Annotated in this window: 28 protein-coding genes; 11 read left to right on the top strand and 17 right to left on the bottom strand. The window is 44.4% G+C overall.

What is annotated here, in order from left to right:
• Entirely contained in the window at positions 1-1,005 is a 1,005-nt protein-coding gene (gene recA, locus AAEO56_RS17010) for a recombinase RecA (protein WP_341698272.1), read from the bottom strand.
• A gap of 159 nt (positions 1,006-1,164) precedes the next feature.
• On the opposite strand from recA, the gene AAEO56_RS17005 reads away from it, so the two are divergent.
• The 9 genes from AAEO56_RS17005 (at position 1,165) to AAEO56_RS16965 (ending at position 9,934) form a co-directional block, all read left to right on the top strand.
• Positions 1,165-1,698 (top strand): hypothetical protein, encoded by a 534-nt coding sequence (locus AAEO56_RS17005; protein WP_341698271.1) that lies wholly within the window; start codon positions 1,165-1,167, stop codon positions 1,696-1,698.
• A gap of 114 nt (positions 1,699-1,812) precedes the next feature.
• On the top strand, positions 1,813-2,046 hold the full coding sequence (locus AAEO56_RS17000; RefSeq protein ID WP_341698270.1) for a hypothetical protein: 234 nt from the start codon (positions 1,813-1,815) through the stop codon (positions 2,044-2,046).
• Positions 2,034-2,339 (top strand): type II toxin-antitoxin system RelE/ParE family toxin, encoded by a 306-nt coding sequence (locus tag AAEO56_RS16995; protein WP_341698269.1) that lies wholly within the window; start codon positions 2,034-2,036, stop codon positions 2,337-2,339. Before AAEO56_RS17000 ends, AAEO56_RS16995 begins: the two co-directional genes overlap by 13 nt.
• Positions 2,340-2,434: 95 nt before the next feature.
• Positions 2,435-3,787, top strand: coding sequence for an oxygen-dependent tRNA uridine(34) hydroxylase TrhO (gene trhO / locus AAEO56_RS16990; protein ID WP_341698268.1), 1,353 nt, complete (start codon positions 2,435-2,437; stop codon positions 3,785-3,787).
• 525 nt (positions 3,788-4,312) lie between these two features.
• Entirely contained in the window at positions 4,313-5,719 is a 1,407-nt protein-coding gene (locus tag AAEO56_RS16985; protein WP_341698267.1) for a PSP1 domain-containing protein, read from the top strand.
• Positions 5,691-6,191: a gliding motility lipoprotein GldH gene (locus tag AAEO56_RS16980; protein ID WP_341698266.1), complete on the top strand. Its 501-nt coding sequence runs from the start codon at positions 5,691-5,693 to the stop codon at positions 6,189-6,191. Before AAEO56_RS16985 ends, AAEO56_RS16980 begins: the two co-directional genes overlap by 29 nt.
• A 7-nt stretch (positions 6,192-6,198) precedes the next feature.
• A complete protein-coding gene (locus tag AAEO56_RS16975; RefSeq protein WP_341698265.1) occupies positions 6,199-8,505 on the top strand; it encodes a penicillin-binding protein 1A in 2,307 nt (768 codons plus the stop codon).
• Between the two features lie 65 nt (positions 8,506-8,570).
• Positions 8,571-9,272: a CoA transferase subunit A gene (locus AAEO56_RS16970; protein ID WP_341698264.1), complete on the top strand. Its 702-nt coding sequence runs from the start codon at positions 8,571-8,573 to the stop codon at positions 9,270-9,272.
• 2 nt (positions 9,273-9,274) lie between these two features.
• A complete protein-coding gene (locus AAEO56_RS16965) occupies positions 9,275-9,934 on the top strand; it encodes a 3-oxoacid CoA-transferase subunit B (RefSeq protein ID WP_341698263.1) in 660 nt (219 codons plus the stop codon).
• Positions 9,935-10,202: 268 nt separating this feature from the next.
• Here AAEO56_RS16965 and AAEO56_RS16960 read toward each other — a convergent pair whose 3' ends face one another.
• From AAEO56_RS16960 to AAEO56_RS16925, 8 genes are all read right to left on the bottom strand, one after another.
• Positions 10,203-11,888 carry an ABC transporter ATP-binding protein gene (locus AAEO56_RS16960; RefSeq protein WP_341698262.1) on the bottom strand — a complete coding sequence of 562 codons (1,686 nt, stop codon included), beginning with the start codon at positions 11,886-11,888 and terminating at the stop codon, positions 10,203-10,205.
• Between the two features lie 98 nt (positions 11,889-11,986).
• Positions 11,987-12,199: a hypothetical protein gene (locus tag AAEO56_RS16955; protein WP_341698261.1), complete on the bottom strand. Its 213-nt coding sequence runs from the start codon at positions 12,197-12,199 to the stop codon at positions 11,987-11,989.
• Between the two features lie 52 nt (positions 12,200-12,251).
• A complete protein-coding gene (locus AAEO56_RS16950) occupies positions 12,252-12,965 on the bottom strand; it encodes a 3'-5' exonuclease (protein ID WP_341698260.1) in 714 nt (237 codons plus the stop codon).
• Positions 12,966-13,006: 41 nt separating this feature from the next.
• A complete protein-coding gene (locus AAEO56_RS16945) occupies positions 13,007-14,227 on the bottom strand; it encodes a serine hydrolase domain-containing protein (protein WP_341698259.1) in 1,221 nt (406 codons plus the stop codon).
• Between the two features lie 265 nt (positions 14,228-14,492).
• Positions 14,493-14,966, bottom strand: a complete 474-nt coding sequence (locus tag AAEO56_RS16940) for a methylated-DNA--[protein]-cysteine S-methyltransferase (protein ID WP_341698258.1) — start codon at positions 14,964-14,966, stop codon at positions 14,493-14,495.
• A gap of 124 nt (positions 14,967-15,090) precedes the next feature.
• Positions 15,091-15,291 (bottom strand): helix-turn-helix transcriptional regulator, encoded by a 201-nt coding sequence (locus tag AAEO56_RS16935; RefSeq protein ID WP_341698257.1) that lies wholly within the window; start codon positions 15,289-15,291, stop codon positions 15,091-15,093.
• The gene (locus AAEO56_RS16930; RefSeq protein WP_341698256.1) at positions 15,281-15,763 is read right to left on the bottom strand and encodes a hypothetical protein; all 483 of its coding nucleotides are present in this window, start codon (positions 15,761-15,763) and stop codon (positions 15,281-15,283) included. Before AAEO56_RS16930 ends, AAEO56_RS16935 begins: the two co-directional genes overlap by 11 nt.
• Before the next feature lie 129 nt (positions 15,764-15,892).
• A complete protein-coding gene (locus AAEO56_RS16925; RefSeq protein WP_341698255.1) occupies positions 15,893-16,420 on the bottom strand; it encodes a DUF1573 domain-containing protein in 528 nt (175 codons plus the stop codon).
• 191 nt (positions 16,421-16,611) lie between these two features.
• Here AAEO56_RS16925 and AAEO56_RS16920 point away from each other — a divergent pair, with 191 nt between their 5' ends.
• Complete coding sequence (locus tag AAEO56_RS16920; protein WP_341698254.1) at positions 16,612-17,889, top strand: sensor histidine kinase; 1,278 nt, start codon at positions 16,612-16,614, stop codon at positions 17,887-17,889.
• The gene (locus tag AAEO56_RS16915; protein WP_341698253.1) at positions 17,886-18,566 is read left to right on the top strand and encodes a response regulator transcription factor; all 681 of its coding nucleotides are present in this window, start codon (positions 17,886-17,888) and stop codon (positions 18,564-18,566) included. Before AAEO56_RS16920 ends, AAEO56_RS16915 begins: the two co-directional genes overlap by 4 nt.
• An 86-nt stretch (positions 18,567-18,652) precedes the next feature.
• Here AAEO56_RS16915 and AAEO56_RS16910 read toward each other — a convergent pair whose 3' ends face one another.
• From AAEO56_RS16910 to hemE, 8 genes are all read right to left on the bottom strand, one after another.
• Entirely contained in the window at positions 18,653-19,054 is a 402-nt protein-coding gene (locus AAEO56_RS16910) for a c-type cytochrome (protein WP_341698252.1), read from the bottom strand.
• 92 nt (positions 19,055-19,146) lie between these two features.
• Positions 19,147-20,142 (bottom strand): porphobilinogen synthase, encoded by a 996-nt coding sequence (hemB, locus tag AAEO56_RS16905; protein ID WP_341698251.1) that lies wholly within the window; start codon positions 20,140-20,142, stop codon positions 19,147-19,149.
• A 23-nt stretch (positions 20,143-20,165) separates the two neighbouring features.
• Positions 20,166-20,531: a four helix bundle protein gene (locus tag AAEO56_RS16900; RefSeq protein ID WP_341698250.1), complete on the bottom strand. Its 366-nt coding sequence runs from the start codon at positions 20,529-20,531 to the stop codon at positions 20,166-20,168.
• Positions 20,532-20,703: 172 nt separating this feature from the next.
• Positions 20,704-21,636 (bottom strand): DUF4421 family protein, encoded by a 933-nt coding sequence (locus tag AAEO56_RS16895; protein ID WP_341698249.1) that lies wholly within the window; start codon positions 21,634-21,636, stop codon positions 20,704-20,706.
• Complete coding sequence (gene hemF / locus AAEO56_RS16890) at positions 21,627-22,529, bottom strand: oxygen-dependent coproporphyrinogen oxidase (RefSeq protein ID WP_341698248.1); 903 nt, start codon at positions 22,527-22,529, stop codon at positions 21,627-21,629. Before hemF ends, AAEO56_RS16895 begins: the two co-directional genes overlap by 10 nt.
• Positions 22,526-24,337: a hypothetical protein gene (locus tag AAEO56_RS16885; protein WP_341698247.1), complete on the bottom strand. Its 1,812-nt coding sequence runs from the start codon at positions 24,335-24,337 to the stop codon at positions 22,526-22,528. The genes hemF and AAEO56_RS16885 overlap by 4 nt, the downstream gene beginning before the upstream one ends.
• Before the next feature lie 211 nt (positions 24,338-24,548).
• A complete protein-coding gene (locus AAEO56_RS16880) occupies positions 24,549-24,902 on the bottom strand; it encodes a hypothetical protein (protein WP_341698246.1) in 354 nt (117 codons plus the stop codon).
• A gap of 86 nt (positions 24,903-24,988) precedes the next feature.
• Positions 24,989-26,014, bottom strand: a complete 1,026-nt coding sequence (gene hemE / locus AAEO56_RS16875; RefSeq protein WP_341698245.1) for a uroporphyrinogen decarboxylase — start codon at positions 26,012-26,014, stop codon at positions 24,989-24,991.
• Positions 26,015-26,231: the final 217 nt, after the last annotated feature.

Genomic DNA, 26,231 nt, shown 5'->3' with positions numbered 1-26,231 from the left:
TTAGGACGCGTTTTCTTTGATCACGTCTTTTATTTTGAGTTCGAGCTCATCAGCCATTTCAGGGTTGTCTTTGATGAGTGCTTTCACAGCGTCACGTCCCTGCCCGAGCTTGGTATCTCCGTAGCTGAACCACGATCCGGACTTCTTGATGATCTCAAATTCTACTGCGAGATCCAGTATTTCCCCTGTTTTCGAAACGCCTTCGCCATACATGATGTCGAATTCGGCGGTCTTGAACGGAGGTGCCACTTTGTTCTTCACGATCTTCACCTTGGTGCGGTTACCGATAACATTTTCACCGTCTTTTATCTGAGCTGCACGGCGGATATCAATACGTACCGAAGCGTAGAATTTCAGTGCGTTACCACCGGTTGTCGTTTCCGGGTTACCGAACATCACACCGATTTTCTCACGAAGCTGGTTGATGAAGAACACAGTACAGTTGGTCTTGCTGATGGTAGCCGTTAATTTTCTTAGTGCCTGGCTCATCAAACGGGCATGAAGGCCCATCTTAGAATCGCCCATTTCGCCTTCGATCTCGCTCTTTGGCGTAAGTGCCGCAACCGAGTCGATAACCACGATGTCTATAGCTCCCGAACGGATAAGGTTTTCGGCAATTTCCAATGCCTGCTCACCATTGTCCGGCTGCGAGATGATAAGGTTCTCTACATCCACGCCCAGCTTTTCGGCATAGCCACGGTCAAAAGCGTGCTCCGCATCAATGAATGCCGCGATACCGCCCGCCTTTTGCGCTTCGGCAATAGCATGCAAAGTCAATGTTGTTTTACCCGACGATTCCGGGCCGTATATCTCTATGATCCTGCCGCGTGGGTAGCCGTTTACCCCAAGGGCAAGGTCAACACCCAGTGATCCCGATGGTATCGATTCTACTTCTTCTACCGCTTTATCGCCCAGGCGCATTACGGCGCCTTTGCCATACGATTTATCCAGTTTGTCCAGCGTAAGCTGTAATGCTTTCAGTTTTGCTTCTTTATCTCCGCTCATTTTTTAAAAAGTATATGATGTAAAAGTAATTCTTTTTTTGATGTGGTAAATATAAGAATATTTTCTAATAAAGAAATTTATTTTGATGAAAATTTTATCATTTTGGAGATAAATTTTTTCACTATGTTTATAACGGCATTTAATTGAAGTTAAATAAATATGGAAGGAATACTTAACGGAGCAATAAAAGAGATACTGGGTTTCTTAATATCCCGTAAGAATAAGTCCAAACTACAGCATCAAAAGTCAACTACTGATATTGCAACGCTGAAAGGCGGTCAGGCCGTTCATGAGTTTGAGCTGGAGATTCCCTACAATGATTCTTCATTATCGAAAATTAAGCAATTCCTTGGCGAACACAGATTCTCCGTAATCGAAGATGTTGATAATGGCATAATTGCATATTCACACGACAGTCATAAGACATCCGAGAAGCTTTGGATGCAGGTAGATCAATTTTCTTTGCCGTTGCGGGTTGTATGCATAAGGTCTCTATCAGGCAGTATTAGCGTCCGGTTTGATGACAACTATGGTGGCAGGATAGTGATCAAAAAAATAAGGCAGCGGTTCATCGATAAGTACCAACCGCTTTTTACGTATTATGAAATACTGTTGAAAAAAGCATTCAACCTTACAACTAATGTAAAATCTACAGAAAATTTTAACGGAATGATTCAAAATAACAAGCCCTGAATAATTTTGATGCTCTTACGCAATTAATTTTCCCTACCTGACCTTGGAGAGAGTTATTTGGCATCAAACTTGTAAAAATCAAACACATTCACGAACTTTACAAAAAAGAATGCTATGACTTCTCTTGAAAACACACGGCACAGTTTGATCGACAGGATACTTGCTACAAAAAATGAAAGTTTTTTGAAAGCGATCACTGCGATTTTTGATTCTTCACAGACAGAAGAAATAGTTGAGATGTCTCCTGAACAAGTAAAGATGATAATGATGGCAAAAGAAGATGTTGCTGCCGGGAGAATTATTTCGGATGAAGATTTAAAAGCATCTGACCCTGAATGGCTACGCTAAAGGTCTTTTGGTCGCAAATTGCAATTATTCAACGAAGATCAATTTTTGAATATTGGAATGAGAGAAATAAAAGTTATTCCTACTCAAGAAAGCTGAATGCTGAAATTAATGATCGTTTAAAGACACTTCAAAAAAATCCTGATATCGGAAAACTTACCAATATTGAAGATGTACGTACGCTATCTTTAGGGCATTTTAGCATTTTCTACGAATATAATTCTTCATCAATCCTTATTCTTAGTTTTTGGGATAATCGGCAGGATCCATCAAAGTTTCTTGAATCAATAGTATAGCTTACAAGCTTGCGCAATTCACATTTTTCCCTACCTTTGCCCTGGTTTCACCATCTGAAGCCATTACATAACTTTCTCACTTAAAATTGTATAGCATGCAACTGTTCAACACTTTAAGCGCGGAGGAAAGGGCCGAACTCATAGACCAGTCCGGCAAGCAGCGCCTTACGCTGTCTTTCTACGCCTACGCAAACATCGAAGACCCAAAACAATTTCGCGATTCTTTATTCCTGGCCTGGGACCCGCTTGAGGTACTCGGAAGGATTTATGTAGCTACCGAGGGCATCAACGCCCAGCTGTCGCTTCCCGCAGATAACTTCTACGCTTTCAAAGACCATCTTGATACCATACCGTTCCTCAACGGCATCCGCCTCAACGTGGCCGTGGAGCAGGACGACCACTCTTTCCTCAAGCTGACTATCAAGGTACGTAACAAGATCGTAGCCGACGGCCTTAACGATGCTACTTTCGACGTAACCAACAAAGGCATACACCTCGGCGCGAAAGATTTTAACGCCATGCTCGAAGACCCGAATACCATTGTGGTCGACTTCCGGAACCATTACGAAAGCGAAGTAGGCCATTTTACCGGGGCCATCACTCCTGACGTGGACACCTTTCGTGAGTCATTGCCAATTATAGAAAACCAGATCGCGGCGCACAAAGAAGACAAGAACCTGCTGATGTACTGCACCGGCGGCATCCGTTGCGAAAAGGCTTCGGCATTCTTTAAACATAAAGGATTTAAAAACGTGTACCAGCTCGAGGGCGGTATTATTGAATATACCCGTCAGGTAAAAGCGGAGGGGCTGGAAAGCAAATTCATAGGCAAGAACTTTGTATTCGACCACCGTTTGGGCGAGCGCATTACCGATGATATCGTAGCCCAGTGCCACCAGTGCGGCAAGCCGTGCGACAACCATACCAACTGTGCCAACGAGGCCTGCCACCTGCTGTTCATCCAATGCGATGAGTGCAAAGAGATCATGCATAACACCTGCTCGGTTGAGTGCCTCGATTATATACAGCTTCCGTTAGATGAGCAGGTAAGGCGCCGACGCGGTATTATGAACGGCAACATGATCTTCAAGAAAGGGCGTTCTGAAAAAGTTTCCCTGAAACAGGCTGGCGAAATAGCGGATGTTGCCATTGCCGTTGCGCCAAAGGTAAAGCCATCGCCAAGGCAGCGCATCAAAAAAGTGCTGGTGGGCAAAGGCGAACATTATTACCCTAAAGCCGGAATAGGGCAATTCTCTGTTGAAGGTGAATTGCGAGTGGGTGAAGCCGTTCTTATTTCGGGCCCTACCACTGGCGAACATAAATTGGTAATAGACAAAATGTTTGTAAACGGCAAAGAAGCTGATACAGCAACTGCCGGAGACAGGGTAACGTTGAACCTGCCATTCAGGATACGCCTTTCTGACAAGTTGTTTAAATTGCCGGGATAATCTAAAACAGCTTTACAGTAACAGATAGAAAATCGAAACGGGTCAGGTTGGCTTCCGTTTCGATTTTTTTTGCGTGCCGGCTCCGCTGGTTCGCCGCTTCTGCCCCTCACGCTTACGTTTTCAATTCATAATCCCCACTAACAACTATTAAAGTAGAATAATTGTCGATGATGAGGTATTGCATTTCATCAGAGTAAGCACGTCTCAGTGAAGCTCGGCCTTAAATATTTTGCGTAAAAATCAAGGGAAGGTTCAGCGTCGGGTGAAGGAGAATGACCCACGAGCGGCGCGCAGCAAGCCGCGGCTTGGGTCGCGAGGGGAGAAGCTTGCCGTAGATTTTAAGTCAAATATTTGAAGCCTTGAATTTTTGCTCCTTTTGTTTCAAGACAAAAGGAGATGAGACCTCGCGAACACATATTAACAATTTCCTGTTCATAAAAAAATACTATCTTTACCCACAAAAACGTTTTAAGTACAAACAGAATCGTAGCGGCAATGCCGCGATCTATATATACACCACAAAATATGGCATGCACAAGTTGTTCCACGAGTTCCAAAGACGGAACCCCAAAAGGATGTAAAAATAATGGCACGTGCGGAACCGACAGCTGCAACAAACTGACGGTTTTCGACTGGCTTTCCAATATGAGCCTGCCGGGCGGGCAGGCGCCCTTTGACGGTGTTGAGGTACGTTTCAAGAACGGACGCAAGGAGTTTTACCGCAATACCGAAAAGCTCACACTAAGCATTGGCGATATTGTTGCCACAGAGGCTTCACCGGGCCATGATATCGGTATCGTTACCCTTACCGGGGAACTGGTGAAGATACAAATGAAGAAAAAAGGGGTAAAGGCAAATGCCGACCTCGCTAAAATATACCGTAAAGCGAGCCAGAAGGATATAGACATCTGGAGTAATGGCCGCGATAAGGAAGAACCGATGAAAGTGGTTGCCCGCGAACTGGCCATAAAGCTTAAGCTCGAAATGAAAATTTCGGATATCGAGTTTCAGGGAGACGGATCAAAAGCCACATTCTACTACACGGCCAATGACCGTGTCGATTTTAGGCAGCTAATTAAGGATTTTGCACGCGTGTTCAGCATCAGGATCGAAATGAAGCAGGTGGGCTTCCGCCAGGAGGCATCACGCCTTGGGGGTATCGGTTCGTGCGGGCGTGAGCTTTGCTGTTCTACATGGCTGACCGATTTCAGGAGTGTAAATACCTCTGCGGCGCGCTACCAGCAGCTGTCGCTTAACCCGCAAAAACTTGCAGGCCAGTGCGGAAAGCTAAAATGCTGCCTTAACTACGAACTAGACACCTACCTGGATGCGCTGAAAGGCCTTCCGGACATGGATACAAAACTGTATACCGACAAGGGTGATGCCATCTGCCAGAAAGTAGACATTTTCAAGGGGCTGATGTGGTTTGCCTATACCGATAATATGGCACACTGGCACGTGTTAACTGCTGAGAACGTAAAGGAAATTATTGCCATCAATAAGCAAAAAGAACGGGCTTCTTCACTTGAGGATTATGCGGAAGAAGTTACAGCTGTGGAGCCTGAAAAGACTTTTCAAAATGCCATGGGCCAGGACAGCCTTACCCGTTTCGACGCGCCTAAGCGTAAGAACAGGAAAAAACCGGGCGGAGATAAAGACAGGAATAAAGTCACTGCAAACGCCGACGCGCCAAGGGACAAAAAACCACAGGACAAGGCAAGGAGCAATAACAAACCGAACCGTGAGCAGGGCCAGGGCCCAAAGATCCAAAGCGCAGAGCGCCAACAGGCACCAAAACCTGAAGGTGCAGCAAACGCAGGGCAGGACCCTAATGCCAACCGCAACAAGGACAAGAACCGCAACAGGAATAAAAACCGTAACCGCCCTCCGAGGGATAACAATAATGCAGGTACTACAGACAATAAAAATTAGCCTGTCGCTCCTTGGCGTATTGGTGCTCGTTTGCTCATGTGACAGGCAACGGGTGTTCGACGAATACAAATCCATGGACGGCAAATGGAATAAAGACAGTATTGTTTCTTTTGAATTTGAACAAAAGGACACCGTGTCAAAATATAATTTATTTGTAAATGTAAGGGACAACAACAACTACCCCTACAACAACCTGTTCCTTATCGTGCAGATGCAGGAGCCGGGTACCAAAATAATAAAGGTAGACACGCTGGAATACCAGATGGCCAATCCTGACGGCTCACTGTTGGGCGATGGCTTTAGCGACATTAAGGAAAGCAAGCTTTGGTATAAGGAAAAAGTAAATTTCCCAAAACCGGGAAAATATAAAGTAAGCATTCAGCAGGCTGTAAGGCAGGCGGGAAAAGTGCCGGGCGTTCAGGAACTGGACGGCATAACAGATGTAGGTTTTAGGATTGAGTCAACAGAATAAAAATAATATGGCAAATAAGAATAGCAACAATAACGAGGATTATTCAAAGTATGTAAGAAAGTTTTGGAAGATATTCGGTATAGGCTTCCTGTCGGTAATCTTGTTTTTCCTTTTGGCATCATGGGGTGTTTTTGGCGCCATGCCATCGTTTGACCAGCTGGAGAATCCGGATTCAAATGTCGCGACAGAAATCATTTCTTCCGATGGTGAGACCCTTGGGAAATTTTATATCGAAAACAGGACACCTGTAAAATATACGGAGCTCCCGAAGCACCTTGTAGAAGCATTGATAGCTACAGAGGACGAGCGCTTTTATGAACATTCGGGTATCGATTCGAAAGGTACGCTCAGGGCAATTGTTACCCTTGGCGGCAGCGGTGGGGCGAGTACCATTACACAGCAGCTGGCTAAAAATCTTTTTCACGGCGAAGGCTCCCACTTTTTCCTTTTCAGGATCGTACAAAAAGCGAAGGAATGGATCATTGCAACCAAACTGGAAAGGCAGTATACCAAAGAAGAGATTATTGCAATGTACCTCAATACGGTAGACTTCGTGAACAATGCTGTTGGTATCCGTTCGGCGGCGAAAACGTACTTCGGCAAAGAACCTAAGGAGCTTACCGTTGACGAAGCAGCAGTATTTGTAGGGATGCTGAAAAATCCATATTACCTTAATCCTAAAAGATTTGAAAAGGCTTCTTTTGACAGGAGGAATACAGTGCTGTCGCAAATGGAGCGATCAGGCTTCCTGACCGAAGCGCAAAAAACGGCCTACCAGAAAAAGCCTATTGTATTGCATTTTTCCCCGCAAAGCCATAAAGAAGGTATTGCTACCTACTTCAGGGAGTACCTGAGGGAATACATGAAAAAGTGGGTTAAGGAAAATAAGAAAGAAGACGGTACCGAGTACGATCTTTATACCGACGGGCTCAAGATCTATACTACGATTGATTCTAAAATGCAAAAGTATGCCGAGGAAGCAGTAGACGAGCACCTTGCCAACCTGCAGGAACAATTCTACATCGACCAGAAGAATAATAAAAATGCGCCTTTTATAAAGCTTTCGGATGCTGAAACAGAGAAGATTCTGGAAAGGGCCATGAAGAACTCCGAGCGTTGGAGGATTATGTCGGAGAAAAATATAGATGAAAGTGCGATAAAAGCATCGTTCAAAAAGAAAACCCGTATGTCGGTATTTACCTGGAAAGGCGAAAAAGATACCCTGATGACCCCTCTCGATTCTATCAGGTATTACAAGCACTTCCTGCAATCGGGTATGATGTCGATGGAACCGCAGACAGGCCATGTAAAAGCATGGGTGGGCGGTATCAATTACAAGCATTTCCAGTACGACCACGTACAGCAGGGCGCGAGGCAGGTAGGTTCTACCTTCAAGCCTTTCGTGTATGCAACGGCTATAGAGCAGCTGCATTATTCGCCATGCGACTCTATTCGCGATGAGCCTTTCAGCATGCCTAAAGGCAAGTACGGCATCGATGCCGACTGGAACCCGCAAAACTCTAATGGAAAATACCTGGGTACAGTGACCCTTAAAAAAGCGCTTGCCCTTTCGATCAATACTGTGTCGGCCAAGCTGATCGACCGCGTAGGGCCAAAGGCTGTTGTGGATATGACCCACAAGCTGGGCGTAGAATCGAATATTCCGGAACAGCCTGCTATTGCACTCGGTGCGGTAGAGATCACGGTGAGTGATATGGTGGCGGCCTATAGTACCTTTGCCAACCAGGGTATGTACGTTAAGCCAATCGTAATTACCAAAATAGAAGATAAGAACGGTGTGATTCTGTTCCAGCCAAAAGTTGAAACCCATGAAGTAGTGAGTAAAGATATCGCTTATGCAATCATAAAACTGCTTGAGGGTGTAACCGAAACCGGATCGGGCGCAAGGCTGAAATGGGGCGGTGCCGGCGGTACCGGCTACGACCGCATGACGGGTTACCCCTATAGTATAATCAATCCGGTTGCCGGTAAGACGGGGACAACCCAAAACCAGTCGGATGGGTGGTTTGTAGGAATGGTGCCCAATCTCGCTACCGGTGTCTGGGTAGGCAACGAAGACCGTTCGGCACACTTTAAGAGCCTTACATACGGACAGGGGGCAACCATGGCGCTGCCGATATGGGGACTTTTTATGAAAAAATGCTATGCCGATGACAGCCTGGTTTATAAAATATCTGAAAAGCCGTTTGACAGGCCGGCAAACCTCTCCATTAAAGTGGACTGCTGGAAACCGCCTGTGGTGGATACCACAGTCGTCGACAGCACAGCTATAGATTCTGAATTTGATTTTTAGTATATAACGCCTTCTTTTGAAGGCGTTTTTTTATATATTTATACGCGAAAATTAAATTCTGTTGTATGATTAATAAAAAAGTACAAAACGTTGAAGAAGCGTTGCGTGATATAAAAGATGGCGTGACGATTATGCTGGGTGGTTTCGGCCTTTCCGGTATACCCGAGAACAGCATTGCCGAACTGGTAAAGAAAGGCACAACCGACCTTACCTGCATTTCCAATAATGCCGGGGTAGATGACTTTGGACTTGGCCTCCTGCTTCAAAAGAAACAAATAAAGAAAATGATATCGTCGTACGTAGGCGAGAATGCCGAATTTGAAAGGCAGATGCTTAGTGGAGAGCTTGACGTAGAACTTACACCACAGGGCACGTTGGCCGAGAAATGTCGTGCCGCACAGGCAGGTATCCCTGCATTTTACACACCGGCAGGCTACGGCACAGAAGTAGCCGAAGGTAAGGAAGCACGTGAATTCAATGGTAAAATGCACATTATGGAAGAGGCGTACAAAGCCGACTTTGCCATAGTAAAAGCCTGGAAAGGCGATGAGGCGGGTAACCTTATTTTCAAGGGTACTGCACGTAACTTCAATGCCTGTATGGCGGGTGCAGCAAAAATAACCATTGCTGAGGTTGAGGAACTGGTTCCTGCCGGCGAACTTGACCCTAACTTTATCCACATCCCCGGGATCTTTGTACAAAGGATTTTCCAGGGTGAGAAGTATGAGAAAAGAATTGAGCAAAGAACCGTAAGACAAAGAAGTTAATCATGGCATTAGGTAAAGAACAAATCGCAAAGCGAATAGCAAAGGAAGTTAAAGATGGATATTTCGTGAATTTAGGAATAGGAATTCCTACATTGGTAGCCAACTACGTGAGGCATGATATATCAGTAGAATTCCAAAGTGAGAACGGCGTATTGGGCATGGGTCCGTTTCCATTCGAAGGAGAGGAAGATGCCGATGTGATCAATGCAGGCAAGCAGACGATCACCACATTGCCGGGCGCATCATTCTTTGATTCGGCATTGAGCTTTGGGATGATACGCGCACAAAAAGTAGACCTTACTATCCTGGGCGCTATGGAAGTTGCAGAGAATGGGGATATTGCCAACTGGAAAATTCCGGGCAAAATGGTAAAAGGTATGGGCGGCGCCATGGACCTTGTGGCTTCTGCAGAGAATATCATTGTTGCCATGATGCATGTGAATAAGGCAGGCGAATCGAAACTTTTGAAACGTTGCTCCTTACCGCTTACAGGTGTAGGCTGCGTAAAGAAAGTAGTAACTGAACTGGCCGTGCTCGAAATAGTTCCTGAAGGTTTCAAATTGCTTGAAAGGGCCCCGGGCGTAACGGTGGAAGATATACAAAATGCTACTGAGGGTAATCTTATAATAGAGGGTGAGATACCGGAGATGGTGATCGACTAAGGCCCCCTAACCCCCGAAGGGGGAACAGCTGCACCCGAATGTCTATCTGTGCAGTTGAACATTAAAGTTATAGTAAAAGCTCAAAGGTTTTCAAAACCTTTGGGCTTTTTTGCATATTATCCGGCGAGTGTCATTCTGACGAAGGAAGAATCTCTTTTTTCACATCCTTTATTGAGACTCTTCACTTCACTGCATTCCGTTTAGAATGACATAAACTTTCCGACATGAGTGCAGCTGTTCCCCCTTCGGGGGTTAGGGGGCTTGGGACTTAATGAGTGGGAATAGCCGCAATCAGCTTCTTTGTATATTCCTTCTGCGGATGTTCATACAAGGCATCAGCTTCGTTCATTTCCTCGATCTTTCCTTTGTTCATAACCAATACCTGGTCGCTCATATATTTCACCACGGCAAGGTCGTGCGAAATGAAAATATAGGTAAACCCGAAATTCTCTTTTAGTTCATTAAGCAGGTTCAGCACCTGCGCCTGCACCGAGATATCGAGTGCGGATACCGACTCATCGCAGACGATGAGTTTTGGCTGTAGCGCAATAGTACGCGCGATACCGATACGCTGCCTTTGTCCTCCTGAAAACTCATGCGGATAACGGTTGAAATGCTCCTCACCCAAACCAACGCGGTTGAGTATTTCTATAGTTTTGGCTCGGCGTTCTTTATCATTTTTATAGAGCTTGTGCACCTGCATAGGTTCCATAATAGCTTTGCCTACGGTTATCCTTGGATTCAGGGATGAGTAAGGATCCTGGAAAATGATCTGTATCTCTTTACGCAGTTCCCTGATCTCTTTGTTGGATAATGTCAACAGGTCTTTTCCATGGTACAGGATCTTACCGGCAGTGGCTTTGTCCAATTGCAGAATCGCATTGCCAAGCGTCGATTTTCCGCATCCGGATTCACCTACAAGCCCAAGGGTCTCACCTTCGTATATTTTAAAGCTGACATCATCAACCGCCTTAAATTTTATGTCTTTGCCAAAAAGGCCTGCATTAGAAACATATTCTTTTTCGACATTGATAACCTCCAATAGTGGGGCCTGTCCATAGAGTTTTGAATGCCTTTCACTGCGTTGTGCGGGTGTGACTTCGGAAGTGTTTACCGTTTCCTCAAGATAATCTTTTATAGTGGGCAGCCTTTCCAGCCGCACATCCAGCGAGGGCCTCGAGCTGATAAGCGCTTTGGTATACGTGTGTTTAGGGTTGTCGAAAATAGCCTGTGAATCGCCCTGCTCCACGATCTCGCCGCGATACATCACGATTACCCTGTTGGCGATTTCCGATACCAGCGAAAGGTCGTGCGAAATGAACAGGATACTCATTTTCGTTTCCTGCTGCAATTCTTTCAACAGCAGTATAATCTCTTTTTGGACTGTTACATCGAGTGCTGTGGTGGGTTCGTCTGCGATCAATATTTTCGGTTTGCAGGCTATAGCCATCGCGATCATTACGCGCTGCTTTTGCCCTCCGGATATTTCGTGCGGGTAACGGTTGTATATGGCTTCAGGATTGGGCAGCTTTACTTTTTCAAACAGAGAAAGCACCTTTGACTTGATTTCTTTTTTGGATAACGATGTGTGCTCCACCAGTATTTCCTCAACCTGGAAGCCGCATTTCAGCGACGGGTTAAGCGAACTCATCGGTTCCTGAAAGATCATGGCGATGTCATTACCGCGCAGCCCACGAAGCTCTTTTTGGCTCATGGCCGAAATATCTTTGCCTTCAAAGGTTATTTTGCCTTCAGTTATTTGAAGTACGCCTTTTGGCAGCAATCCCATTATTGCCAGCGAAGTCACCGATTTCCCGGAGCCTGATTCGCCTACAATGCCCAGTATCTCATTTTGGTTCAGGGTAAATGACGCATCTTTTACAATGGAAACCCACTGCCCCTCTTTTTTGGCAGAAATGGTAACATGGTCAAGGTGAAGCAAAGGGTTGTTCATGAAGATAAAAGTAATGAAAAAAGTCGCAGTTTTCAGTTTTAGCCAGCAGTTGCTGAAAACTGTGACTGCGACCTGCCTATGCCGGCAGGCTGATGGCTTTAAATAACTTTCTGGAGGTAAAACTTGCGGCCATCCTCCGCTACATGCTCCATATAGTCGATCTTTTTGAAGAGCCTGTAGTAAAACATGTAGGGCTTGAGGTTTTTTGCAACGCTGTTTAGCGAGATTACAAAATCTTTAAGGTTGGTACTGTATACAAGTACTTTGTTGTCGGTTTGGGCAACATATAGCTGGTCGATGTCTTTTATCATCCTGTAAAAGTAATGTTTATTTTAAAACAGAAACGCTACCGGATAAAACTGCTTAAACATGGATTATTTCGTCATCTACCAATAAATCTTCGCGCCGCATCCTGAGCAGCACCTGCGCTACCGCAATCACGTCCTTCTCGCAATAAGTTACAATGCGGTCAATGTCTTTCTCCACATGGAACACATGGCCTACCTGGCTTCCGTCGATATCGCCTTTTGGGGAAGGGATACCCAGTATTTTCGTCAATAACTTAAGTGAGGTATAACTTTTAAAATCACCGAATTTCCAAAGTTCCATGGTATCGAGGTGCGGCACTTCCCAGGGTTTTTTGCCAAACAAGTTCAGCTTGGGCGGAATAGCAATATTATTGATGATCATCCGGCGCGCAATGAACGGAAAGTCGAACTCCTTGGCATTGTGACCGCACAGGATATGCTGCGGCTGATTGAAATGGTTGTTGAGCAGGTTGTTGAAGTCTTTGAGGATCTTCACTTCCTCGCCGCAAAAAGAGGTAACCCGAAAATGCCGTATGTCACCCCGGAAAGTAAAATAGCCTACTGACAGGCATACAATTTTCCCGAATTCAGCCCAGATACCGGCACGGTCGTAAAACTCGTCGGGCTGAAATTCATCTTTACGCTGGTATTGGGTCTTGAGCGCGAACAGCTGCTGCGTCTCTTCGTCCAGCAGCCCAAAATGCTTGTGCTCCGAAACGGTTTCTATATCAAGGAAAAGAATGTTTTCCAGTTTTATTTTTTCGATCATTGTGTGGTGCTTTTCAATTCCCCCTTTGGGGGTTAGGGGGCTTATTTCATACTATCCACTTCGGCTTCGTCCTTAGTCATCGGGAGGCCGTTACTTTTACCTTCATTAGGTTTCATCAGCCCCATCATTTTGTAGGCTTCGTCTACATAAACATAAAAATCGTTGCTGTGTGCGTCTGTGGAGGTCTGCAGGCCTTTTGTGTGGCCAAGCCTTACGATGATGATATTGTCTTCCGGTACCACAATAACAAACTGTCCCAGGTGGCCTCGCATGTAGTACATCTTTTTGCCCATGTAGTCGTTCAGCCAAACGCCGTAGCCATATTGTGGTGAATCGGGAAAGCGCGGTGTTATCATTTTCTTTACGGCAGTACTGTCCAATAGTTGCTTGCCATTCCAGTTGCCCATGTGTTCGAACAGTTTCCCGAAACGCGCAAAATCGCGCGCATTGCTACCGATGCAGCAGTAGGCTTTTTCAATGCCGCCTTCATGGTCAATCTGCCATAACGCATCGTTTTCAGCGCCCATTGGCTGCCAGAAATGCTTTGAAACATAGTCGGACAAATGTTCGCCGGTCGCTTTTACGATTACCATTGCCAATAGCTGCGTGGCACCGCTTACATATTCGAATTCCTTTCCAGGTTCACGGACTACCGGAACGCCGAGTACTGTTTTTTCCAGTTCGTCGCCAAAGTAGGCGCGCGTAGTTACGGAAAAGGCGCTGCTGTACTGCTCGCCCCAATCGAGACCGGTTGCCATCGACGACAGGTCACCTACCGTAAGCTTTGCAGCAAGCCCTTCCTTATATTCGGGGAAATAATCCGATACCGGCTGGTCAAGGCTTTTTATCTTGCCCTCCATTATGGCCTTGAACATGGCTGCCGTAACAACCGTTTTCGCCATGGAAAAGGAATTCGATTTTGAATCTTTGTTATAACCGTCGTAATAGCTTTCGTGCCATATACTGTCGTTCTTTATAATAACATAAGCGACTGTGCCCAATTGCTTGTGTACTTTTTCCAGCCTTTCAGTGGCTTTTACTTTATTATAATCCCTGTGCATTCCCCAGGGCTGTGCGGTTCCCTTTTTGATTTCGCGGTTTTCAAAATAGGTGTAATCATCGAGGTAGGCCGTGGTTTTTCCGTTGAGGTAAACTACCCTTACCGCCTTGAAGAGGTAATCGACATCAAAAAGATAGGCAAGGATGATGATAAAGGAAAGCATGATGGCAAGCCACAGCAGGAATTTTTTTAGGGATCTCATAAAGCTAAGGTTAACGGACTGCTACGAATTTACGGAAAAATGTAAATGTTTTTAGCCACGAATTACACCAATTTCACAATTTGACTGCTTTGCGCAAGAAGCTATACCGCAAAGATGCGCAAAGAAGACACAAAGGGTCACAAAGTTTTAAACTGAAGGAAGGCCACAAAGTAATTCTGCTATGCAGAATAAGGGCGTTGCGACCTTATTTAGCAATAAAATTTTTCCTTAGAGAATCTTTGTGTCTTCTTTGCGATATATAAACCTAAAACAAGCTCTGTTGTACCGGCGGTGTTTCGTGTTCGAGCAGCCATTTTTTACGCCACAGTCCGCCTGCATAGCCGGTAAGCGATCCGTCACTGCCGATAACGCGGTGACACGGCACAACGATCCAAAGCGGGTTTTTACCATTGGCCGCGGCTACGGCACGGATGGCTTTTACATCGCCGAGCTTTACCGAAAGTTCATGGTAGGACATAGTTTTCCCGAAAGGTATTTCCAGCAGTGCTTCCCAAACTTTCTTTTGGAAATCGGTGCCGGTAGGATTTAATCTAAAGTCAAATATCTGTCGTTCTCCGTCGAAATATTCTTTCATTTGCTGTACCGTTTCCTGAAGTTGCGCCGGAGTGGTTTCCGACAGGTTTTCGGACACATCTACTATTGATATTTTAGATAGGCCATCAGCATCGCCCTCAATAAGGCAATGGCCGAGTGGCGTATGTATGATGGCTTTTTGCATTTTTCAAATATAAGCATTCTCTTGTATCAGAAGAACTACCGCAAAGATGCACGAAGAAGACACAAAGATTCGCAAGTTTTAACCTGAAAGAGTGTAGAGGTTTCTGTGAAATAATTTATCAATTTTAATCCCCTTCTTCAAGATCGAATATCTCATTCACGTTTTTCCCAAACAACCTGGAAAGCTTTAGAGCCAAAACGGTTGAAGGCACGTACTTCCCGGCTTCAAGCGCATTGATGGTTTGCCTGCTTACGCCGATCTTTTCAGCAAGGTCCTGTTGCGTGAGGTTAAATATGGCACGCTGCACTTTTATATTATTCTTCATCCTGGCGTGTATTATAGAAACGGTATATTTTAAAACGGAAGAGCACGATAAAGATAACCAGTTGCGAGAACATGGCACCCATCAGCACATTTAAAAAGGGCAACCCAAAAATGAACATGTAGCAGAACAGCAAAATACCGTAATTGGCAATAGTAGCCCAGGCAAGGCTATTGAGGCGAATGGCCGATACCATTTCATCTTCCTGCTTTTCTTTTGAGAAGGCAAAAATAATTCCCGAGGTAATAATCAATAGTACAAGCAATTCATCAACGATGGAATTTTTTGTAACTATAAAATATTCCGTTGGCCCGAAAAAGTCATTGTCGCCGATGATAGCAAATACGGAAACATTCAGGAACTGGCTTTCGGGATTGCTCATGGGAATGTAAACCATTAAGCTTGCTAAGGAGGCAATAAACAATACACCGCTTATCAATTTAAACCGGTGCGGAAATAAATAGTTCGTTTTCATGATAATTGATTTTTAAAGTTGAAACGAATGTAAAACAAAATTTCCAATATGACAAATAAACTTTACATTTTGTAAAATAAAAAAGCCATCAGGTTAGTGATGGCTTGATACTATATATAAGACAACTGCTTATTGGTGTGTAGCAGGAGCCGGAGCCGCTTCACCTTCAGGAGCAATTACTTTACCTTTGATGGTAAGGATCTTGTTCACGTCGCTGTCGTTTGTAGTAACGGTAACTGTTTTAGAGAAAGTACCCGCGTTAGCAGCATTGTAAGTAGCAGTAACAGTACCAGACTCTCCCGGTTTGATAGGAGTTTTAGTATAGTTAGTAGCAGTACAGCCGCACTGTGCTTTTACATTTGTAATAAGAATAGTTTGTTTTGTAGTGTTTTTGAAAGTGAAATCGTGCGATGCCGGTTTTCCTTTTTCGATATCACCAAAAGTGAAAGTATCCTCTTTCCAGGTAATTCCTGATGGAGTCATGTTTTTTGGAGCCTCAGTTCCGTCAGCAACTTTCATAGCAGCGGGTTTCGCTTCAAGTTTTGCAGGAGTTACTTTTGCAGATCCTTTTTTAGCTACAGTTTGTTGTGCATTTGCAGAGAAAGAAAGCATAAGAGCGCCCGCAACTGCAAATAGGGAAAGTTTTAAAGTTTTCATAGTTTTAAATAATTATTATAGTTAATAAATTTTTTGATGTTGTAACGATACAAATATATTTACTTAATCGCACAAAGTTGTTAACCCGTTTCAAAGTATTGTTAATAACATGTTAACGGGTTGTGCCTTAGCGTTATTTATTACGTTACGTGTCATAATTTTATCCATTAATAGCAAATGGCATTCCAAAATTGAAATTCAATAAGTTAAATATAATCGTTTTCATCGGCCTGCTCGCCATAGTGGGTGTGCTTACCATGCAACTGGTCATGCTCAACCAGGCGTATATGTTTGAAAAGAAGGAGCTTGGCGAGAAGATACATTTTGCATTGCAGGACGTTGTCAAGAAAATATACCGTGATAATGAAAGCGAGCCCCCTGCGGCAAGCCCCATAAAAAAAGTGTCGGAAGACTACTATGTTGTGGATGTCCAGGACGATTTTGAGGCAGAAATACTCAAATTTTACCTCAGGACAGAATTCCAGAAAGTAAAGCTCGACATGGATTATGAATATGCCATGTACGATTGCTCCTCTGATGAGATGGTCTATGGCGAATATGTGGCTATGAGCGGAAAAGGCGCTTCTTCAGAAAAGCTGCAATGCGAGAACTGCTTTACCAAGCGTGCCGGGCTGGTATATTATTTTGCGGTGCGCTTCCCGCAGCTGCGCCACAGCTATATCAATTCGCTGCAGCAGTACTGGATCTATACCGGGGTGCTGTTACTGGTACTGGTTATCTATGTGTATTCGGTGCTTTTGCTTTTAAAGCAGAAGAAATATACCGAGTTGCAAAAGGACTTTATCAATAACATGACACACGAGTTCAAGACACCGCTTTCTTCTATACTTATTGCATCGAACTATGCCGTGAAGCAGCATGAGATCGAAGCGAACCCAAAACTCAACAAGTACCTGAGTATCATCATCGAGCAGAGCAATAAGCTCAACCAGCATGTGGAGCGAATATTATCTGTAGCAAAGACCGACTCGAATATCATTACCCTTGAGAAGAAACCATTCAATATTGTGGAGACCCTTGAACTGGTTAAAGAGAATGCACTCCTCAAATTTGAGCAGGCTTCTGTAAAGATAGTATCTGATAAGCCCGAATACTTTGTAAAAGCAGATGAGTTCCATTTTTATAATATTGCTTATAACATTGTAGAGAATGCCGTAAAATATGGCAACTCTTCACCTGAAGTCATTATTTCGATAAATGAAAATAAGGGGATTGAATTGCAATTTTCGGATAACGGCCCAGGTATTCCACAAGAACATATCGATTATGTGTTCGACCGCTTTTACCGTGTTCCGCGCGAAAATAAGAAGGATATTGAAGGTTTCGGGATAGGCCTTTTTTATGTAAAAAAGATTTGTGAACTTCACGGCTGGAAGGCATCGATTAAAAACAATGCCGGGCAAGGCATGACGGTAACGCTGCACATTCCTAAAAAGAGCATGATATGAAGAAAAAGATATTGTATGTAGAAGACGATAACACCCTGGCATTCCTCACAGCGGATAACCTGGAACTGCATTATGAGGTAGCGCATTTTGCCAATGGGAGGGAAGCCTTCGATGCCTTTAAGCAGCAGGATTTCGACCTTTGCATACTGGATGTCATGCTACCCGAAATGGACGGGTTTGAACTGGCCGCAGCCATACGCGAACGCAATGTTGAGGTGCCAATCATTTTCCTTTCGGCAAAAACGCTGAAAGAAGACCGCATAAAAGGACTAAAGCTTGGCGCTGACGATTACCTGGTAAAGCCCTACAGCATAGAAGAGCTGATACTGAAAATAGAGGTATTCCTGCAGCGCAGCCAAAAGCAGGCTATTGTAAAAAATACGATCTGCACCATTGGCTCCTTCACTTTCGACCCCGAAAATTATGCCCTTACCAAAGGCAGCGAAAGAATAATGCTCACCGAAAGGGAGTCGGCATTGCTAAAACTGTTCATCGACAATAAGAATGCTATCCTGAAAAGGGAAAAGATACTAACCGCGCTCTGGGGCACCGACGATTATTTTATGGGGCGCAGTATGGATGTGTTCATTTCCCGCCTGCGCAAAATATTCAAGGACGACGAAAGCATCCGCATAGAGAATATCCCGAGGATCGGGTTTAAGCTGGTAGCCCCTTAAAGTACGGCCCCCTAGCCCCAGGTCCCCTAACCCCCGAAGGGGGAACTCCACTCTTGCCGACCTGTTGAGAATTCCCCCTTCGGGGGTTAGGGGGCGTGGCTCAATATGTATTCCTCCACCGCCTTCAGTTCCTCATCGCTGAAATTTTTGGTAATGTAAAAATTGGTTTTCATTACTTCATATTGCGACGGGTCAACGATAGGCTTGCCTTTGCCTTTGAGGAACGTTGGGATATCGCCGTTTTTCTCTTTGTAAATTTTGGCTATTTCCTGAATGCTCGGGCCAATGGATTTTTGCTCGGGTTTGTGGCAGGTAAAGCAGTTACCTTTGCCATCAAAAATTTCCTGTCCTGTTTTTTGTGCCGGAGTCAGGTTGGAAACTTCGCCTTCGGACACTGATTCACTGCCGGTAGTGATCTGTTCTTTTTTCTCTTCCGTTTTGCAGGAGAAGAGGGAAAGTGTGAGTAAGAGTAGTAAGATATTTTTCATTTTATAATGTATTAAACCGTTCAGCCATTTATGCGGCATGAGTGCATCGGCAGGAGTTCCCCTCTCTTTTGGAGAGGGGTTAGGGGTGAGGCCTATTCATTCAAAAGTATAGCAGCTTCTTTCGCAAAATACGTAGAGATCAGGTCGGCACCGGCACGCTTGATGCAGTACAGCTGCTCTATCATGATCTTGTCGTGTTCGAGCCAGCCCCTTTCCGATGCCGCCTTGATCATAGCATATTCGCCAGATACGTGAAATACCGACACCGGTACGTTCACGGCATTCTTCACTTCGCGTACGATATCCAGGTAGGCGATTCCGGGTTTTACCATTACGATATCAGCGCCTTCATCCACATCGTGCAGCGCTTCTTTTATCGCTTCGATACGGTTAGCATAATCCATCTGGTAGGTCTTCTTGTCCTTTGGCACTTCCACATCAGCATCTTTCGGCGCACTGTCGAGCGCATCACGGAAGGGCCCATAGAACGATGAAGCATACTTCGCACTATAGCTCATAATTCCAGTATTTTGGTGTCCTGCACTGTCCAGTCCTTCGCGAAGGCGGAGCACGCGTCCATCCATCATATCGCTGGGCGCAACAAAGTCGGCACCTGCATCAGCATGCGAAACAGCCATACGCACCAGCGCCTCCACCGTTTCGTCATTGGCAATATCACCATTCATGATAATGCCGTCATGGCCATAAATGGAGTAGGGATCAAGCGCCACATCGGGCATTACAATCATTCCCGGCACAGCATCTTTTATCGCTTTTATGGCGCGCTGCATAAGCCCTTCGGGATTCCAGGCTTCTTTGCCGGTGTTGTCTTTTAATGTGTCATCTACCTTTACATAGATGTTTACGGCTTTTATCCCAAGGCTCCAAAGCTCTTTCACTTCCTTAACAGTAAGGTCGAGCGAACGGCGGAAAATGCCAGGCATCGATGAGATGGGTATTTCAACATTCGTCCCCTCGGCAATAAACATCGGGAACATAAAGTCATTTGGTGTCACTATGGTTTCACGAACCAGCGAACGTATAGATTCGTTGGTTCTTAGTCTTCTATTTCTGTGTAATGGGAACATAATCTTAAGTTTTAAGTTTACAGTTAACGGTTTACAGTTTGAGCTATTTTGCGTATAAGTGCAGCCAGCATCTTTTTTATTTCGTTAATCTCTGTGTATAGTTTAATATATAAATCTTCATCAATGAATTTTAAATCTTTAGAAACCAAAAAAAGGTATTCCAGTTCATGCGCAGAGCCTGAGGAAATATACAGAAATCTCAATAATTCCTTTTGTGTCTCCCTTCCGCATCCTTCGGCAATATTGGTAGGTATGGATAAACATGCCCTATTAATTTGTGAAACCATATTAAAAAGTTCCGATTTAGGAAATGATGCAGTTGCCTTGTAAACTTCCAGCACAAGATCGTGGGATTTCTGCCAAACAATATATTTTTTATAATCAATCATGGTTTTTAGCAATCTGACAACGGCAAGGTCTTAAGTTTACAGTTTGATCTATTTATGTATAAGTGTAGCAAGTACTTTTTATTCGTCTCCGTTATTATAATTATATATATTTTAAAACAACCGTGGTTTTCACAATCGTGGCAGCTGTCAACCGTCAACCGTCAACTTTTAACTATTTAATCCTTTCCTTTATTTTCTCTTTTCCTTTTACTAAAAATTTTGGCGCATCAAAACGGTACCCTACAAAAGCGGTCGCGTAACTGATACTGTCGTCCATGGCAACGTCTTCCGAGGCATTATGGCTGGATGCTAATCCCTTGCTGTTTATTCCTGCAAAGAACCGCTCTGCATTATAGCCAAGTCCTATTATAGCCGATGCCTGGTACAAAGCCCTGGGACTGCTTTCGTCGGAAAGTGTTATGCCGGCACCAACACCGAGCCCTGCCGAAACCATGAAATTTTTTGCAATGACCCAATTGTAATAATAAGTTGGGGAAAGCGCTACATCTACAAAGTGATCTTTATCGCCAAACCCTTCCTGGCTTTTGCCGTTCAGTTCGGTATAATAATAGGATAGTGTCGGGGCGAATGTCCCTGCGCTTATCGTTTGCTTACCATTTTGTAACGCAATGGCACGGTAGGAGAACTGCCTGTTGAAAACAAAAGCAGTCGACCCGCCAATCTTCATGGTCTTCAGGTTCTCAAGGTACAGGTTAACGTTATCCGACTTTAGCGATATCCCCCTTTGGTAATAATAATCGAAGTGCTGCACAAAGCGTCCCGGAAAAACATCTAAGGCAAACGACACCATTTTCGAATTGGCATTGTCTTTATTATCTGCAAAAAAGGACGGTGCAAACCCCAGGCTAATGAATACAATATCATATTGTACCGAAATGCCAAGCGTTGTTTTTTTATTAGGCTCTACATCGACAGTTAAATTTTCAGCACCATAATGGAGTGAAAAACTGTTGGATGTATTCAGAGTAAATAATTGTACCGAAAGCTTATCATCGAATTCCTCGTATTTAAAGCGCAAGGTGTCGTTTTGCGCGTGGCAAAGCGTTATAAAAAGGCATGCTGCTATGATACGTATTATAGCCATTCAAGAGGTTGCTGTAGTATTTTTATCAATCGTTCTTCTTCGCTTCCCGGTTCCGGATGATGGTCATATATCCATTGCACATGTGGAGGCAGACTCATCAGGATGCTCTCTATGCGGCCATTGGTCTTCAGGCCGAAAAGCGTTCCTTTATCATGAACTAGGTTAAACTCCACGTACCTTCCACGGCGTATTTCCTGCCACGTGCGGTTGGCGTCATTCCATGATATATCTTTTCTTCGTTCCACTATCGGCACATAGGCCTCAAGGAAACTGTTGCCTACTTCGGACACAAAATTAAACCACTGCTCCATGCCAAAACCTTCCGATGCTTTGCAATGGTCGAAGAACAGGCCGCCTATACCACGGCCCTCATCGCGGTGCGCGTTCCAAAAATAGGCATCACACTGCTTTTTGAATTTAGGGTAAAATTCCGCGTTGTGCTTATCGCAGGCTGTTTTACAGGTCTGGTGAAAGTGGCGTGCATCGTCATCAAATAAATAATACGGCGTAAGATCCTGCCCGCCGCCAAACCAGCTGTCCACAATATTGCCCTGCTTGTCATACATTTCAAAATAGCGCCAGTTGGCATGCACCGTTGGCACGAATGGGTTCTTCGGGTGGATAACAAGGCTAATACCGCAGGCAAAGAAATCCACATCGCCCACATTAAAATAGGACTGCATCGGTTTTGGCAATTCGCCATGTACAGCCGAGATATTTACGCCGCCTTTTTCAAAAACGCTGCCGTTTTCAATAACCCGTGTACGCCCGCCCCCGCCTTCAGGCCGTTCCCAAAGGTCTTCACGGAATTTAGCGCTGCCATCAACATCTTCCAGTTTGGAAGTGATGGTGTCCTGTAGCGTTTGTATGTAGTTGTAAAATTTATCTTTCATTCCCCGTCTCCTGTTGATTCTGTAACTTCTAATTTATAATCGTTTGCCAGCTTGCGAACTTTTTCACCTTCGCCAAAAATGTACCAGGCAGTTTGATCACCCGTGTTTAAAGGTACAAAATGTTCTTTTATCCTGGCTTCTGCTACAATGGCTTTCAGGAGCTTGTCGAATGTTACCATATCATACCAGTCGCCAAGATCTTCCGGCATTATTATGAAACACTTATTGTTATAAACAGCAAAAAGGGTTATTGCTGAGGTTTCACTATTTTCATCATAACTGCTTTGTTGCAAAGCTTTCAGGCCTGTGATCTTTCCTCGCGATCCCTTTACAAATTGCAGCAACAGTTCATCATGCCCGGCAGGATATTCTCCCACTTCTACATCAAAGCTTTGGCTGATTCCCGCAGATTGCAAAACGGAGTACATTGAATCGTCATAGAGGTCAGCGATGCCGTCTTCCTTATAGCGGTCTTTTATCTGCTCCTGTGTTACGGGCGTAACGATAAGGCCGTTCCTGATAAGGTAACTGTTATTATCTGCAAGGGTTTTGGATTCAATTATGTAGGCTTCAGAAATCAGTTTACGCAATTCAGCCGACCTGATCCCTGTTACCGCCGACTCAAAAACAGGTTTGTTCATATCTTTTAGAGCAGTCACAAACAGTTCCTTGTCATATTTTTCGGTGAAACCGCTTTTTTCAAACAGGCGCATTAAGTGTTGCGCCACTTCTTTATCATTCAGTAATGCTTTGTCTTTAGCGACCGCATCCATAAGATCCATAAAATCATCTTTTACCGGCTCCGAATGCAGCACAGCTTCCTTCTTTTTGGCGAAATCATAAAACCGCAGCAGGTTGGGAAGCATCGCATCATGCAGTTCTTTCCTGTCGTTTGGAAGCATAAATTTACCCAGTACTGCTTCAACCTTATCTGCAAATGCGGGAACCCGTGTATCATCCGAAGCTAAAACCAATTGGATAAAATAGGTCTTAGGATCAAAACCGGATGCATCGCCTTCTTTTTCCTGTTTTATCAGGTCGGCCATGGTTACCGGGTTCTTTTCGGTATAGGCAATAGCAAAATCGATTATTTTTTTCTTTACCGGCCCGGATCCGTTTTTGAGAAAATCGCCCAGGCCATCGCTAAACCAATACGAATTTTCATCGGCATTTAATGGCATTTTCGCAAAAGAGGTAATAAAGTAGTCAACAGCCTTTTCGCTTTTTCCATCCTGGGCAAGCCAAAAGAACAGCAGCTCATTTTCCGCTGATTTCCCGGATAACAGGTACTGCTCGAAAAACGCAATATGGCCGTCAACCTTGTTAGTCCCTAAAAACCGGATGACCCGCTTTTCAAATGTATCTTCTGTGGCCAGCTTAAAAAACTCCGCTTTAATTTCCGGGTCGAGATACAAGGGTTGTGTATCGTTTGTAAAATTATAGTCGTTAAGCTGGTACATTACCTCAAGGACTTTGTCCCTGTCGCGGCTTTTTAAAATGGAAATGATCTGTGGGATAACCGTTTTATCGCCTTTTCGGTAACGCTGTCCCGGTGTCGACTCAAATGTTTGTTTAATCTGCTCTGAGCGCTTTTGTTGTTCCAGCTTTTTAGCATCAATGTAGCCTGAAATGAAAGCTACTTTTTCCTTATCAACTACTGTCAGGATTTCCTGTCCATTTTTGCGGTTGGCGGACTCATTGATGATCTTCTGGACTTTTATGCTGTCTTTTGCCAAATCCTGCGCAAAGCTATTTGCGCAAAGCATAAGGCATCCAGCCAGTATAAAATTGTAGAATTTATTTTCCATACTCTGATTTTAATAGTCCGAAATATACAAGGTCTTCAAAAGTGCCATGTCTGTTTTCCAATTCATCATTTTTCCAATTAATTTTCCCGCAAAGGTCACAAGGTTTTTTCACAAGGGTCACAAGGCATTACTCATACAGGTTTATGAACCTGGTGTAATTTCCTTGTGGCCATAGTGGTTAAATTTTACCCCGAAGGCACAAAGTTATTGGCTATAATTTTAGTGCGTTTATCTTATTGAAAATATCAAACGAGAACATCTTGCTTTCTGCCTGTATGAAATTATAAAGCGATACGGCCTTTTCCCCGAATTCAGGATCGGTTGCCAGCACATCCGCAAGCTTTTCCATATTGGCAAAATCGAAATGGAATTTAACTACATGGCTGTTGAAGTCGTCATTGCTCATTCCTGCAATGCTTTCAATAGACAGCCCTAATTGTGCCAACAGTTGTTCAGCATCGGGCGTGTTCATGCCGCCCGGAACATAAACCAGTTCCGTCAGCTTGTTGAGGATGTTATTTATCCTCTCGTTTTCCTCATCGCGCAATCCTAAGCTTAATGGCATTTTTTTAGTTTTAAGTTAACAGTTTACAGTTCACAGTATCAGCAACCGTGGCAACTGTTAACCGTTAACTGTAAACTTGTAACTCTTTATCTGTATTCCTTCACCGCATCTATAAATGCTTTCGCGTGGTCAACCGGGATGTGTGGCAATATGCCGTGACCGAGGTTCACAATATAATTGTCCTTCCCAAATTCATCGATCATCTGGTGTACCATTTTTTTGATAACGGGTATTGGCGAAAGCAGCCTGCTCGGGTCGAAATTACCCTGTAGCGTTATTTTGCCACCCGAAAGGTAACGGGCATTGCGCGCAGAACACGTCCAGTCCACACCAAGTGCCGATGCCTTGCTCTGGCCCATTTCGCCAAGCGCAAACCAGCAGCCTTTACCGAACACGATAACATGTGTTTCCGGTGCAAGCGCTTCCACGATCTGGTTGATGTATTTCCATGAGAATTCCTGGTAATCAACAGGAGAGAGCATTCCGCCCCAGCTGTCGAATACCTGCACGGCATTCACGCCCGCCTTTACTTTCTCTTTAAGATAAGCAATGGTAGTGTCGGTTATTTTTTGTAAAAGCACATGCGCTGCTTCCGGTTGTGAAAAGCAGAAGCCCTTAGCGGTATCAAAGCTTTTCGAGCCTTTGCCTTCTACGGCATAGCAGAAGATCGTCCACGGCGAACCCGCAAAGCCTATAAGCGGCACTTCGTCGTTAAGCATTTCTTTCGTAAGCTTTATGGCATCCATTACATAGCCAAGCGTCTCATGGATATCCGGCACGATCACTCTTTCCACATCTTGTATAGTACGGATAGGGTTCGGCAAAAACGGCCCCACGCTTTCCTTCATCAGTACCTCAATGCCCATGGCCTGCGGTACCACAAGGATGTCCGAGAACAATATCGCAGCATCCGGCTTTACAATGCGGATGGGCTGTACAGTGATTTCGGCGGCAAGCTCAGGTGTCTGGCAGCGGGTAAAGAAATCATACTTGTCGCGCAGTGCACGGAATTCAGGCAAATACCTGCCTGCCTGGCGCATCATCCATACCGGCGGCCTTTCTACAGGCTCGTTGCGTAATGCTTTTAAAAAAAGGTCGTTTTTTAAGGTCATATGTTGATTTGTTCCCAACCTGCAAGGTTTTCAAAACCTTGTAGGTTTAATTATTTGTTGCTAAATATTTTATTTTCATACCTACAAGGTTTTTAAAACATAAGTGTTCGGAAGACTTTAAACCATATTAGATAGTGGTATTTTGCTTGGATCTCCATCGCAGATTACCACTATTTCTTTTATTATTTCCATATTTAATTCTTCCACGAACTCGTAC

Source organism: Flavobacterium arundinis (assembly GCF_038289855.1).
Classification (GTDB): Bacteria; Bacteroidota; Bacteroidia; order Flavobacteriales; family Flavobacteriaceae; genus Flavobacterium; species Flavobacterium arundinis.
This window is presented reverse-complemented; position numbering and strand designations above follow the sequence as displayed.

Excerpts from the sequence above, each read along its gene's own strand:
- recA (WP_341698272.1), bottom strand. The coding sequence starts at position 1,005 with ATGAGCGGAGATAAAGAAGCAAAACTGAAAGCATTACAGCTTACGCTG.
- AAEO56_RS17005 (WP_341698271.1), top strand. The coding sequence starts at position 1,165 with ATGGAAGGAATACTTAACGGAGCAATAAAAGAGATACTGGGTTTCTTA.
- AAEO56_RS17000 (WP_341698270.1), top strand. The coding sequence starts at position 1,813 with ATGACTTCTCTTGAAAACACACGGCACAGTTTGATCGACAGGATACTT.
- AAEO56_RS16995 (WP_341698269.1), top strand. The coding sequence starts at position 2,034 with ATGGCTACGCTAAAGGTCTTTTGGTCGCAAATTGCAATTATTCAACGA.
- trhO (WP_341698268.1), top strand. The coding sequence starts at position 2,435 with ATGCAACTGTTCAACACTTTAAGCGCGGAGGAAAGGGCCGAACTCATA.
- AAEO56_RS16985 (WP_341698267.1), top strand. The coding sequence starts at position 4,313 with ATGGCATGCACAAGTTGTTCCACGAGTTCCAAAGACGGAACCCCAAAA.
- AAEO56_RS16980 (WP_341698266.1), top strand. The coding sequence starts at position 5,691 with ATGCAGGTACTACAGACAATAAAAATTAGCCTGTCGCTCCTTGGCGTA.
- AAEO56_RS16975 (WP_341698265.1), top strand. The coding sequence starts at position 6,199 with ATGGCAAATAAGAATAGCAACAATAACGAGGATTATTCAAAGTATGTA.
- AAEO56_RS16970 (WP_341698264.1), top strand. The coding sequence starts at position 8,571 with ATGATTAATAAAAAAGTACAAAACGTTGAAGAAGCGTTGCGTGATATA.
- AAEO56_RS16965 (WP_341698263.1), top strand. The coding sequence starts at position 9,275 with ATGGCATTAGGTAAAGAACAAATCGCAAAGCGAATAGCAAAGGAAGTT.
- AAEO56_RS16960 (WP_341698262.1), bottom strand. The coding sequence starts at position 11,888 with ATGAACAACCCTTTGCTTCACCTTGACCATGTTACCATTTCTGCCAAA.
- AAEO56_RS16955 (WP_341698261.1), bottom strand. The coding sequence starts at position 12,199 with ATGATAAAAGACATCGACCAGCTATATGTTGCCCAAACCGACAACAAA.
- AAEO56_RS16950 (WP_341698260.1), bottom strand. The coding sequence starts at position 12,965 with ATGATCGAAAAAATAAAACTGGAAAACATTCTTTTCCTTGATATAGAA.
- AAEO56_RS16945 (WP_341698259.1), bottom strand. The coding sequence starts at position 14,227 with ATGAGATCCCTAAAAAAATTCCTGCTGTGGCTTGCCATCATGCTTTCC.
- AAEO56_RS16940 (WP_341698258.1), bottom strand. The coding sequence starts at position 14,966 with ATGCAAAAAGCCATCATACATACGCCACTCGGCCATTGCCTTATTGAG.
- AAEO56_RS16935 (WP_341698257.1), bottom strand. The coding sequence starts at position 15,291 with ATGAAGAATAATATAAAAGTGCAGCGTGCCATATTTAACCTCACGCAA.
- AAEO56_RS16930 (WP_341698256.1), bottom strand. The coding sequence starts at position 15,763 with ATGAAAACGAACTATTTATTTCCGCACCGGTTTAAATTGATAAGCGGT.
- AAEO56_RS16925 (WP_341698255.1), bottom strand. The coding sequence starts at position 16,420 with ATGAAAACTTTAAAACTTTCCCTATTTGCAGTTGCGGGCGCTCTTATG.
- AAEO56_RS16915 (WP_341698253.1), top strand. The coding sequence starts at position 17,886 with ATGAAGAAAAAGATATTGTATGTAGAAGACGATAACACCCTGGCATTC.
- AAEO56_RS16910 (WP_341698252.1), bottom strand. The coding sequence starts at position 19,054 with ATGAAAAATATCTTACTACTCTTACTCACACTTTCCCTCTTCTCCTGC.
- hemB (WP_341698251.1), bottom strand. The coding sequence starts at position 20,142 with ATGTTCCCATTACACAGAAATAGAAGACTAAGAACCAACGAATCTATA.
- AAEO56_RS16900 (WP_341698250.1), bottom strand. The coding sequence starts at position 20,531 with ATGATTGATTATAAAAAATATATTGTTTGGCAGAAATCCCACGATCTT.
- AAEO56_RS16895 (WP_341698249.1), bottom strand. The coding sequence starts at position 21,636 with ATGGCTATAATACGTATCATAGCAGCATGCCTTTTTATAACGCTTTGC.
- hemF (WP_341698248.1), bottom strand. The coding sequence starts at position 22,529 with ATGAAAGATAAATTTTACAACTACATACAAACGCTACAGGACACCATC.
- AAEO56_RS16885 (WP_341698247.1), bottom strand. The coding sequence starts at position 24,337 with ATGGAAAATAAATTCTACAATTTTATACTGGCTGGATGCCTTATGCTT.
- AAEO56_RS16880 (WP_341698246.1), bottom strand. The coding sequence starts at position 24,902 with ATGCCATTAAGCTTAGGATTGCGCGATGAGGAAAACGAGAGGATAAAT.
- hemE (WP_341698245.1), bottom strand. The coding sequence starts at position 26,014 with ATGACCTTAAAAAACGACCTTTTTTTAAAAGCATTACGCAACGAGCCT.